Annotated in this window: 10 protein-coding genes; all 10 read left to right on the top strand. The window is 63.5% G+C overall.

The features are described from left to right. The first annotated feature begins 230 nt into the window (after positions 1 to 230). The 10 genes from OCT48_RS11475 (at position 231) to OCT48_RS11430 (ending at position 11,439) form a co-directional block, all read left to right on the top strand. On the top strand, positions 231 to 1,694 hold the full coding sequence (locus OCT48_RS11475) for a glyceraldehyde-3-phosphate dehydrogenase (protein WP_263589289.1): 1,464 nt from the start codon (positions 231 to 233) through the stop codon (positions 1,692 to 1,694). A 294-nt stretch (positions 1,695 to 1,988) separates the two neighbouring features. Beyond that, the gene (locus OCT48_RS11470; RefSeq protein WP_263589288.1) at positions 1,989 to 3,338 is read left to right on the top strand and encodes a Na(+)-translocating NADH-quinone reductase subunit A; all 1,350 of its coding nucleotides are present in this window, start codon (positions 1,989 to 1,991) and stop codon (positions 3,336 to 3,338) included. Then, a complete protein-coding gene (locus OCT48_RS11465; protein WP_263589287.1) occupies positions 3,338 to 4,564 on the top strand; it encodes an NADH:ubiquinone reductase (Na(+)-transporting) subunit B in 1,227 nt (408 codons plus the stop codon). Before OCT48_RS11470 ends, OCT48_RS11465 begins: the two co-directional genes overlap by 1 nt. Then, complete coding sequence (locus tag OCT48_RS11460) at positions 4,564 to 5,385, top strand: Na(+)-translocating NADH-quinone reductase subunit C (RefSeq protein WP_263589286.1); 822 nt, start codon at positions 4,564 to 4,566, stop codon at positions 5,383 to 5,385. The genes OCT48_RS11465 and OCT48_RS11460 overlap by 1 nt, the downstream gene beginning before the upstream one ends. Positions 5,386 to 5,387: 2 nt before the next feature. Further along, positions 5,388 to 6,056 (top strand): NADH:ubiquinone reductase (Na(+)-transporting) subunit D, encoded by a 669-nt coding sequence (locus OCT48_RS11455; protein WP_263589285.1) that lies wholly within the window; start codon positions 5,388 to 5,390, stop codon positions 6,054 to 6,056. A 1-nt stretch (position 6,057) separates the two neighbouring features. Then, positions 6,058 to 6,675 carry an NADH:ubiquinone reductase (Na(+)-transporting) subunit E gene (nqrE, locus tag OCT48_RS11450; protein ID WP_263589284.1) on the top strand — a complete coding sequence of 206 codons (618 nt, stop codon included), beginning with the start codon at positions 6,058 to 6,060 and terminating at the stop codon, positions 6,673 to 6,675. 62 nt (positions 6,676 to 6,737) lie between these two features. Continuing rightward, the gene (nqrF, locus tag OCT48_RS11445; protein ID WP_263589283.1) at positions 6,738 to 7,970 is read left to right on the top strand and encodes an NADH:ubiquinone reductase (Na(+)-transporting) subunit F; all 1,233 of its coding nucleotides are present in this window, start codon (positions 6,738 to 6,740) and stop codon (positions 7,968 to 7,970) included. 171 nt (positions 7,971 to 8,141) lie between these two features. Next, positions 8,142 to 8,399, top strand: a complete 258-nt coding sequence (nqrM, locus tag OCT48_RS11440) for a (Na+)-NQR maturation NqrM (protein ID WP_126482440.1) — start codon at positions 8,142 to 8,144, stop codon at positions 8,397 to 8,399. A gap of 142 nt (positions 8,400 to 8,541) precedes the next feature. Beyond that, on the top strand, positions 8,542 to 9,933 hold the full coding sequence (gene sthA / locus OCT48_RS11435; protein WP_263589282.1) for a Si-specific NAD(P)(+) transhydrogenase: 1,392 nt from the start codon (positions 8,542 to 8,544) through the stop codon (positions 9,931 to 9,933). 492 nt (positions 9,934 to 10,425) lie between these two features. Then, entirely contained in the window at positions 10,426 to 11,439 is a 1,014-nt protein-coding gene (locus OCT48_RS11430; RefSeq protein ID WP_263592615.1) for an IS30 family transposase, read from the top strand. Positions 11,440 to 11,754: the final 315 nt, after the last annotated feature.

Here is an 11,754-nt window from a genome sequence, read left to right as displayed (position 1 = left end):
GTCGCAATCAGCCTCGTCGCGCGGGGCTGATCCGTCGACAGACTCGCAGGACCCCCTCTTCGACCTGTCCCCGGCGCCCCTCGTCATGCTCAATGGAGGTTGTCCAATCGTGTAGTGAGCGGCGGATTCCTGTAAAACCCCTACAGCGCCTGCGACCATCCCGTGATTGCCCTGGCGAACGGGGGGCCGGATAATACGATCGTTTTCCAATTCCCATAGAGAGGCCTCCCGTGAGTCAGCAACCCCTCGATACCGTCTTCCAGGAATGGCACGACAACCAGGCGATCGCCGAGCAGATGATCCCGCTGATCGGCAGCCTCTATCGTCACCACAACGTCGTGACCACCCTGTATGGTCGCTCGCTGTTCAACCGCAGCGTCATCCGGATCCTCAAGGACCATCGCTACGTTCGCAAGATCGAGGGGACCGAGCTCTCCGTCAAGGACACCTTCCCGCTCGTCAAGGCCATGTCCGAGCTCAACCTGGGCCCGGCCCACGTGGACGTCGGCAAGCTGGGCGTGGCCTACAAGAAGCGCGGCGGCGGCGACGCCGTGGCCTTTCTGCGCGAGGAGCTGGCCGAGATCGTCGACGCCCACGACCCGGATGCCGGCAACGGTGAGCCCAAGGACGTGGTGCTCTACGGCTTCGGCCGCATCGGCCGCATCCTGGCCCGAGTGCTGGTCGAGAAGGCCGGCGGCGGCAACCTGCTGCGCCTGCGCGCCATCGTGGTGCGCGGCCGCGGCGACATCGCCAAGGACCTGGAGAAGCGCGCCAGCCTGCTGCGTCGCGACAGCGTCCATGGGCCCTTCGAGGGCACCATCAGCGTCGATGCCGAGGCCCGCACCCTGACCGCCAACGGCAACGTCATCAAGGTGATCTACGCCGACTCGCCGGCCGAGATCGACTACACCGCCTACGGCATCGACCACGCCGTGGTGGTCGACAACACCGGCATCTGGCGCGACGAGGACGGCCTCGGTCAGCACCTCGCCTGCAAGGGCGTGGCCAAGGCGCTGCTGACCGCGCCGGGCAAGGGCGACGTCAAGAACATCGTCTACGGCATCAACCACCAGGACATCACCGCCGAGGATCGCATCATCTCCGCGGCGTCCTGTACCACCAATGCCATCGTGCCGGCGCTCAAGGTGCTCAACGACGAGTACGGCATCGCCCACGGCCACGTCGAGACGGTGCACTCCTACACCAACGACCAGAACCTGATCGACAACTACCACAAGGGTGACCGTCGCGGCCGCAGTGCGCCGCTGAACATGGTGCTGACCGAGACCGGGGCGGCCAAGGCCGTGGCCAAGGCGCTGCCGGAGCTGGGCGGCAAGCTGACCGGCAACGCCATCCGCGTGCCGACCCCCAACGTCTCCATGGCCATCCTCAACCTGACCCTGGAGCGGGAGACCGACGTCGAGTCCCTCAACGACTACCTGCGCCGGATGTCCGTCGACTCCCAGTACCAGAAGCAGATCGACTACGTCGACTCGCCGGAAGTGGTCTCCACCGACTTCGTGGGCAACCGCCATGCCGGCATCGTCGATGCCCAGGCGACCATCGCCAACGGCAAGCACGCCGTCCTCTATGTCTGGTACGACAACGAGTTCGGCTACAGCTGCCAGGTCATCCGTATCCTGCAGCACATCTCCAACGTCAGCTTCCTGAAGCTGCCGCGCACCCAGGGCTGATCCCCGGCCGCCCCCGCCGCCCGGCGGGGGCGCCTCTTCCTCGTCCCGGCCCCAAGCTCGCCTTTCTCAACGCTTTTTTCACCCTCTGCGACACTTCGCCCCTTGTCGCGGTGACCCCTTTGCGACCTTATGGCAGGTGGTCATCGCATTGGCTTCTCTTTATAATACCGAAGATTTTTCGGGGTGGTTCGAGCTCGCCTCGGGCCCGACTGGTAACATTCTGACAAGCAATAGAATTCTAATCCATTCGCACCCCTTTCCTTCGTATATCCGATCCATCAACTGGGCGAGACTATGATCGAAGTCAAGAAAGGCCTGGATCTCCCCATCACGGGAGCCCCGGAGCAGCGCATCGAGGATGCGCGCCCGGTGCGCCACGTGGCCGTCCTGGGTACCGACTATATCGGCATGAAGCCGACCATGGAGGTCCGGGAAGGGGACAAGGTCAAGCTGGGCCAGCTGCTCTTCACCGACAAGAAGATCGACGGCGTGCGTTTCACCGCGCCGGCCGCCGGCGAGGTCGTCGCGATTCACCGCGGCGAGAAGCGCAAGCTGCTGTCGGTGGTGATCAAGGTCGACGAGACCGAGGACGCCCTGGAGTTCACCGCCCACGGCCGTGACAAGCTGGAAACCCTGGAGCGCCAGACCGTGGTCGATCAGCTGGTCGAATCCGGGCTGTGGACGGCGCTGCGTACCCGTCCCTACTCGCGCACCCCCGCCATCGATGGAACGCCGGAGAACATCTTTGTCACCGCCATCGATACCCACCCGCTGGCCGCCGATCCCGCCGGGATCATCAACGAGCAGCCCGAGGCCTTCGAGGATGGCCTCAAGGTGCTCGCCAGGCTAACCGAGGGCAAGGTCTTCCTGTGTAGCGCCCCCGACACCCGGTTGCCCGGCGGCGACGTCAAGGGCGTGCAGGTCGAGACCTTCGCCGGCCCGCACCCGGCCGGCCTGGTCGGCACCCATATCCACCACCTCTCGCCCGTGGCCCTGCACAAGCGGGTCTGGCACATCGGCTACCAGGACGTCATCGCCTTCGGCAAGCTGTTCGCCCAGGGCCAGCTCGACGTCAGCCGGGTCGTGGCCGTCGGCGGCCCGCGCGCCGAGACGCCGCGCCTGCTGCGGACCCGCCTCGGGGCCAGCACCGAGGAGCTGCTGGCCGGCGAGGTCATCGAGCCCGAGGAGACCCGGGTGATCTCCGGGTCGGTGTTCTCCGGGTTCACCGCCGAGGGCAGCCTGCGTTACGTGGGCCGCTTCCACAGCCAGCTCAGCCTGCTCGAGGAAGGCAACAAGCGGATCTTCATGGGCTGGATGTCGCTCGGTTCCAACCGTCACTCGGTGCTCGGCATCTACCTCTCGAAACTCAAGGGCCTGCGCAACTATGCGCCGACCACGTCCACCAACGGCTCCGAGCGGGCCATGGTGCCGGTGGGAACCTACGAGGAGGTGATGCCGCTGGACATCCTGCCCACCCAGCTGCTGCGCTCGCTGATCGTCGGCGACATCGAGGCGGCGATGCAGCTCGGCTGTCTGGAGCTGGATGAGGAGGACCTGGCGCTGTGCACCTACGTGTGTCCCGGCAAGTACGAATACGGTCCCATCCTGCGTGACAACCTCACCATGATCGAGAAAGAGGCCTGATGATGGGTATCCGACAGACACTCGACAATCTCGAGCCGCACTTTCACAAGGGCGGCAAGTACGAGAAGTTCTACCCGCTCTATGAAGCGGTCGACACCATCTTCTACACCCCGCCGAGCGTGGCCAAGACCACCGCCCACGTGCGCGATGGCATCGACCTCAAGCGGATCATGATCACGGTCTGGCTGTGCACCTTCCCGGCCATGTTCTTCGGCATGTGGAACGCCGGCTGGCAGGCCAACCTGGCCATCGCCGACGGCTTCAGTGCCATGGGCGGCTGGCGCGAGGCCATCGTCATGACGCTCGCCGGCGGCCACGATCCGGGCAGCGTCTGGGCGAACTTCGTGCTCGGCGCCACCTACTTCCTGCCCATCTATCTGGTGACCTTCGTGGTGGGCGGCTTCTGGGAGGTGCTGTTCGCCATCAAGCGCGGCCACGAGGTCAACGAGGGCTTCTTCGTCACCTCCGTGCTCTATGCCCTGATCCTCCCGGCCACCATCCCGCTGTGGCAGGTGGCGCTGGGCATCACCTTCGGCGTGGTGATCGGCAAGGAGATCTTCGGCGGTACCGGCAAGAACTTCCTCAACCCGGCGCTGACCGGCCGTGCCTTCCTGTACTTCGCCTACCCCGCGCAGATCTCCGGTGACGCGGTGTGGGTGGCCGCGGACGGCTTCACCGGCGCCACGCCGCTGTCCACAGCCTTCCAGAGCGGGATGAGCGTGCTGAGCGAGCAGTACAGCTGGTGGGACGCCTTCCTCGGCTTCATCCCGGGCTCGGTGGGCGAGACCTCGACGCTGGCGATCCTGATCGGCGCCGTGGTGCTGCTGTGGACCAAGATCGCCTCCTGGCGCATCATGCTGGGCACCTTCCTGGGCATGGTGGCGACCAGCGCGCTGTTCAACCTGGTCGGCTCCGACACCAACCCGATGTTCGCCATGTCCTGGTACTGGCACCTGGTGGTGGGCGGCTTCGCCTTCGGCATGGTGTTCATGGCCACCGATCCGGTGTCCGCCTCCATGACCAACCCCGGCCGGCTGATCTTCGGCATCCTGATCGGCGTCATGACCGTGCTGATCCGCGTGGTCAACCCGGCGTTCCCGGAAGGCATCATGCTGGCGATCCTGTTCGCCAACCTGTTCGCCCCGCTGATCGACCACTTCTTTGTTCAGGCCAACATCAAGCGTCGGATGCAGCGTACCGGCGTGCCGGCCGAGGAGACCGCCTGATGGCACAGAGCAACAACTCCATCAAGAAGATCCTGACGGTGGCCTTCGCACTTTGCATCGTGTGTTCGGTCATCGTCTCCACCGCCGCGGTCGGCCTGCGCGCCAAGCAGCAGCTCAACCAGGAGCTGGATCGCAAGTCGAACATCCTCAGCGTGGCCAACCTCTACGAGTCGGGCATGGATGTCGAGGCCGCGTTCGAGTCCCAAGTCACCCCGCGGGTGGTCGACCTGCGCACCGGCGAGTACTCCGACGAGATCGATCCGTCCACCTACGACAACTTCCAGGCGGCCCGGGATCCGGCGTCCTCGCGCACCCTGTCGGGCGATCGTGATATCGCCGGCCTCTCTCGCCAGGAGCACTACAGCACCGTCTACCTGGTGGGCGACCTGGAGGATCCCGAGCAGATCATCCTGCCGATCCGCGGCCAGGGCCTGTGGGGGCTGATGCGCGGTTACATCTCGCTGGAGGGTGACGGCAACACCTTCGTCGGGATCACCTACTACGATCACAGCGAAACGCCGGGGCTGGGGGCCGAGGTCAACAACCCGCGCTGGAAGGCGCAGTGGGAGGGCAAGCAGATCTTCGCCGACGGCGACGACGTCCAGCCGGACATCGCCCTGGTCAAGGGCGGCGCCAGCGGCGAGACCGAGGTCGACGCCCTGTCCGGTGCCACCCTGACCAGCAAGGGGGTGACCAACATGCTGCAGTTCTGGCTCAGCCCCGAGGGCTTCGGCGAGTACCTCGCCCGGTTCCGCAGCGGCGTCGCCCCGGACGAGGTACAGGGCGCTGCCACCGACCTCGACGACACTGAAGGAGCCTGATCATGTCTGCCGCAACCCCCAAGGGCGTCCTGACGACGCCGATCTTCAAGAACAACCCCATCGCGCTGCAGATCCTGGGGATCTGCTCCGCGCTGGCGGTGACCACCAGCATGAGCGTGTCGCTGGTGATGTCGCTGGCGGTGATCTTCGTCACGGCCTTCTCGAACCTGTTCGTGTCGCTGATTCGCCACCACATCCCGTCCTCGATCCGCATCATCGTGCAGATGACCATCATCGCCTCCCTGGTGATCGTGGTGGACCAGATCCTCAAGGCCTATGCCTACGAGATGTCCAAGCAGCTGTCGGTGTTCGTCGGCCTGATCATCACCAACTGCATCGTGATGGGGCGCGCCGAGGGCTTCGCCATGACGAACCCTCCCGGGCTCGCCTTCCTGGACGGCGTCGGCAACGGCCTGGGCTACGGCTTCATCCTGATGGTCGTGGGCTTCGTGCGCGAGCTGCTGGGCGCCGGCTCGGTGTTCGGGTTCACCGTGCTCACTCCGGTGCAGGATGGCGGCTGGTACGTGCCCAACGGCCTGCTGCTGCTGCCGCCGTCCGCGTTCTTCATCATCGGCCTGATCATCTGGGTGCTGCGTAGCGTCAACCCGGAGCAGATCGAGGAGAACGAGTTCAAGATGAAGGAAAACACCCAGCCGAAGGAGGCCGTGTAACATGGAACACTATCTGAGCCTGTTCGTCGCCTCGGTCTTCGTCGAGAACATGGCCCTGGCGTTCTTCCTGGGGATGTGCACCTTCCTGGCCGTGTCCAAGAAGGTTGCCTCGGCGTTCGGCCTGGGCATCGCCGTCATCGTGGTGCTGACCATCACCGTGCCGGTGAACAACCTGATCCTGGAATTCCTCCTCGCCGAAGGGGCCTTGACCTGGACGGGCATTCCCGGCGCCGAGAACATCGACCTGTCGTTCCTCGGCTACCTGAGCTACATCGGCGTCATCGCCGCCATCGTGCAGATCCTGGAGATGTTCCTCGACAAGTACGTGCCGGCGCTCTACAACGCCCTGGGCGTCTTCCTGCCGCTGATCACGGTGAACTGCGCGATCCTCGGCGCGACCCTGTTCATGGCCGAGCGCAGCTACCACTTCGGCGAATCCGTGGTCTACGGCTTCGGCGCCGGCGTGGGCTGGGCCCTGGCCATCACCGCCCTGGCCGGCATCCGCGAGAAGCTCAAGTACAGTGACGTGCCCGGCTCCCTGCAGGGCCTCGGCATCACCTTCATCACGGTGGGCCTGATGTCGCTGGGCTTCATGTCCTTCTCCGGCATCCAGCTCTGAGACGGCTTCCCGGCGGCGCCGCGCCGCCGGTGACCAGGCAACGCTAGCAATAGGAAACCGACATGGTTGATACAACAGTCATCTTGCTCGGTGTGGTCATGTTCACCGTGATCATCATCGGTCTGACGGCGGTGATCCTGGCCGCCCGCAGCAGGCTCGTCAGCACCGGGGACGTGACCATCGAGGTCAACGACGACCCCGAGCACACCCTGACCACCCAGGCCGGCGGCAAGCTGCTCAACACCCTGGCCGCCAACGGCATCTTCCTGTCCTCCGCCTGCGGCGGCGGCGGCTCCTGCGCCCAGTGCAAGTGCCGCGTGGAGGAGGGTGGCGGCGCCATCCTGCCCACCGAGGAATCGCACTTCACCCTGCGCGAGAAGAAGGAAGGCTGGCGCCTGTCCTGCCAGGTGCCGGTCAAGCAGGACATGAAGATCGAGGTCCCCGAGGAGGTCTTCGGCGTCCAGAAGTGGGAATGCGAGGTCATCGAGAACCCCAACGTCGCCACCTTCATCAAGGAGCTCAACCTGCGCCTGCCCGAGGGCGAGGAAGTGGCCTTCCGCGCCGGCGGCTACGTGCAGCTGGTGGCGCCGCCCTACGATATCAAGTTCTCCGACTTCGACATCGAGGAGGAGTACCGGGGCGACTGGGAGAAGTTCGGCCTGTTCGACGTCTCCCACAAGAACACCGAGGAAGTCATCCGCGCCTATTCCATGGCGAACTACCCGGAAGAGAAGGGCATCCTCAAGTTCAACATCCGTATCGCCACCCCGCCGCCCAACACCAGCCATCCGCCCGGCCTGATGTCCACCTATGTCTTCAACCTGAAGCCGGGTGACAAGGTCACGGTGATGGGGCCCTTCGGCGAGTTCTTCGCCAAGGACACCGATGCCGAGATGGTGTTCGTCGGCGGGGGCGCCGGCATGGCGCCGATGCGCAGCCACATCTTCGACCAGCTCAAGCGCCTCGACACCAAGCGCAAGATCAGCTTCTGGTACGGTGCGCGCTCCTGGCGCGAGACCTTCTACAACGAGGAGTACGACAAGCTGGCCGAGGAGCACGACAACTTCGAGTGGCACCTGGCGCTGTCCGATCCGCAGCCCGAGGACAACTGGGAGGGCCCCACCGGCTTCATCCACAACGTCCTCTACGAGAACTACCTCAAGGACCATCCGGCCCCCGAGGACTGCGAGTACTACATGTGCGGGCCGCCCATGATGAACGCCTCCGTGATCAAGCTGCTGCTGGATCTCGGCGTCGAGCCGGAGAACATCATGCTCGACGACTTCGGCGGCTGATCGGCCCCGGCGACCTGCAGGGCTGGCCCACGGGCCAGCCCTGCTTGGTTCCGCCGCCCGATATGCCGCCTTTGGGGCGTCATATCAGGCGACGGTACCTTGGGGAGCAGGACGGCAACCGCCGTTGTCCCAAGGATGGCACCTTCTCAGCGATAGCGACGGAGCATTCCAATGAGCACCTTTCTCGTGGTACTGGCCTTCATGCTGGTCATCATGGCCGCCATGGCGATCGGCGTCATCCTCGGTCAGAAGCCCATCGCCGGCAGCTGCGGCGGCCTCAACAAGCTCGGCCTCAAGGAAGGCTGCGAGGTCTGCGGCGGCAAGGATGAGGTGTGCGAAGAAGAGAACCGCAAGCGCAGCGGTGGGGCGCGGCGCCGCAGCGACGAGAGCCGGGGGGCCGACCTGGGGTACGACGCCACCAAGCGCTGAGGCGAAGTTCGAGGTGTCAGGGACGAGCTTCGAGGTGGCGGGAGAGCCGCTTGCCGCGCGATGAGAGGTGTCGCGCCTGACGCCTCGCTCCTTGCCCCCAGCTTGTCCTCGTATCCATGGCTAACGGGAGATGGCAGGATTCATGGCAGTCCACAATTACGACGTGGTGGTGATCGGCACCGGCCCGGCCGGCGAGAGCGCCGCCATCAACGCCGCCAAGCATGGCAAGCGCGTGGCGGTGGTCGAGAAGCAGCCCATGGTGGGTGGCAACTGCACATACTGGGGCACTATCCCCTCCAAGGCCCTGCGCCACCAGGTCAAGCAGATCCTCTCCTTCAACACCAACCGCTTGTTCCGGGACATCGGCGAGCCCCGCTGGTTTTCCTTCCCCAAGGTCATGGAGCGCTCCCGGGTCACCATCGACCAGCAGGTGGCGATGCGCACCAACTTCTATGCCCGCAACCGCATCGACCTCTACGGCGGCGTGGCACGCTTCAAGGATCCCCATACGCTGGTCGTCAGGGGGGAGGGCGAGAGCCTGGAGGAGCTGGTCGCCGGCAAGGTCATCATCGCCACCGGGTCCCGGCCGTACCGACCTGCGGACATCGACTTCCGCCATCCGCGCATCTACTGTTCCGATACCATCCTCAGTCTGTCGCACACGCCACGTACCCTGATCATCTTCGGCGCAGGAGTGATCGGCTGCGAGTACGCCTCGATCTTCTCCGGGCTCGGGGTCAAGGTAGACCTGATCAACAATCGCGGCAGCCTGCTGTCCTTCCTCGACGACGAGATCAGCGACGCGCTCTCCTACCACCTGCGCAAGCATGGCGTGCTGATCCGTCACAACGAGGAGTACGAGCGCGTCGAGGGCGACGAGTCCGGCGTTACGGTGTACCTGAAGTCCGGCAAGCGGCTGCGCGCCGATGCCTTCCTGTGGGCCAACGGTCGCACCGGCAACACCGACGAGCTGGGGCTGGAGACCATCGGCCTCGAGGCCAACGGGCGCGGCCAGCTGCAGGTCGACGACCACTACCGCACCGCCATCCCGCACATCTACGCCGCCGGCGACGTCATTGGCTGGCCGAGCCTCGCCAGTGCCGCCTACGACCAGGGACTCAATGCCTGTGACGAGCTGCTCGACCGTGACTATCGCTATGTCAGCGACGTGCCCACCGGCATCTATACCATCCCCGAGATCAGCTCCTTCGGCCGCAACGAGTGGGAGCTGACCGAGGCCCGCGTGCCCTACGAGGTGGCCCAGGCGTTCTTCAAGGACACCGCCCGGGCGCAGATCACCGGCGACACCGTGGGCATGCTCAAGATCCTCTTCGACCAGGACACCCTGGAGATCTACGGCATCCACTGCTTCGGCGACCAGGCCTCGGAGATCGTCCATATCGGCCAGGCGATCATGCAGCAGGAAGGGGCGGCCAACACCCTCCAGTACTTCGTCAGCACCACCTTCAAATACCCGACCATGGCCGAGGCCTACCGGGTGGCGGCGCAGAACGGGCTGAACCGGGTTTTCTAACACCCGCCGCTATCCACAGCATGAGATGTAATCATGCTTAAAGTACCAGGTTGTTTCAGTCCAACGCTGATCAGTAGATCAGCGTTTTTTTTATATGTCTCATCTACTGAGATTAATTTTTGCATGTCCCAGCTTGCATAATGATGCAAGTTATTGATGAATTGGGCTTTTTTTTCCTCGCCGGCTCGCGATATGTATGAAAAAAACCATATGGGCAGAGATACTGTTGTCTTTGTAACCTTATGTATGTCTCGTAGGCATTATTGTATCGGGAAGGTGACAGGAACATGACGGGGATTCCCCGTCATGGATGATATTTGTTATTTACACGAAGAATTCTATTCTTCATGGCGGTAGCGTGGTGAAGAATAAAAAAGTATGGCATATCCGATGGAAGGGGCATGCCATGTTAATACCCGGTTGGTTTTGGTAACGGCGGTCTCAATGAGCAAGTGCAACACGTGACCCATCAGGTACGGTGTTGCCATGACCATTTGCTACCGCCACCTCACCGCCGAAGACCGAGCCGCCATTATGATGATGTGCGCCACGCACTCGATCCGGGCCATCGCCACTCACTTGGGCCGTGCACCGAGCACAGTGTCGCGAGAAATCGCTCGTCACACGGTCGATCCCATCAAGGGCTATGATGCCGGCCTGGCGCGTTACCGGGCCCGTCTGACGCGACATCGGTCACGTCAGCGCCCCAAGCTGCATCCCGACGGGGAGCTCTTCGAGGTGGTGGTCTATCTGTTGCGCAAGTACTGGTCACCGGAGCAGATCGCCCGCACACTGAAGCGCATGTCTCCCAACGATTCACGTCGCCAGGTCTCGCATGAGGCCATCTACAACGCGCTCTATGTGATGCCTCGCGGCAGCCTCAAGAAGGAACTCATCGCCTGCTTACGGCAGGGCAACGGCAAGCGTCGTCCACGCAGTCGTGGCAAGGATCGACGCCAGCAGATCCCCGAGCTGGTCAGCATCCATATGCGGCCGCCGGAGATCGAAGATCGCCTGATGCCTGGCCATTGGGAAGGCGATCTCATCATTGGCGCCAACAATCGCTCCGCCGTCGGTACGCTGGTGGAGCGGACCACACGGTTGGTGATCCTGGCGAAAGTGGACGGCACCACGGCGACGGCGGCGGCCGTCGGCTTCAGTGACAAGCTCAATGAAGTGCCGCGCTCTCTGCGCCTGTCCATGACGTACGACCAGGGCAGAGAGATGATGAAGCATGCCGAGATCACTCAGAAGACCGGTACGGCGATCTACTTCGCTGATCCGCATAGCCCATGGCAGCGGGGCTCCAATGAGAACACCAACGGGCTGTTGCGGCAGTACCTGCCAAAGGGCACGGATGTGTCGGTCTACAGCCAGGAAGAGCTCGATGAGATCGCTGATTCACTGAACACCCGGCCGCGCAAGACACTGGACTGGCGAACGCCGCTGGAAGTTTACGCCGAGGTGCTCAAGAAATCCGTCGGTGGACCGAGCACCCTTCAATAGCGTTGCGCTTGGAACTTGAGACCGCCCAGCCATCCGATGATTACGACCGAACCGCCCTTGCTACCCTGCCTTGAAAGATGACGAATGGAAACTTACAGATTCGTTATCCTGGAAAGAAAAAGCTTGCGCTGTCTGACATGATCCTATGCCTTCCGTCCCACCGCATTATGAGGATTGCTGGTGCATGAAGGGGAAGCCGGTCTGCTGAGGCGGTGGATAACGCCTGGGCAAGGCAGTATCGAGGTAGCCAATGTGCGATCAGGTGTCGCGCGATATACATGCGATGGCATAACACCATCAGTCATATTCCACAAA

It is taken from the genome of Halomonas sp. M4R1S46 (genome assembly GCF_025725685.1).
Taxonomy (GTDB): Bacteria; Pseudomonadota; Gammaproteobacteria; order Pseudomonadales; family Halomonadaceae; genus Halomonas.
Note: the sequence above shows the minus strand (reverse complement) of the source record. Positions and strands in the feature narration are given on the sequence as shown.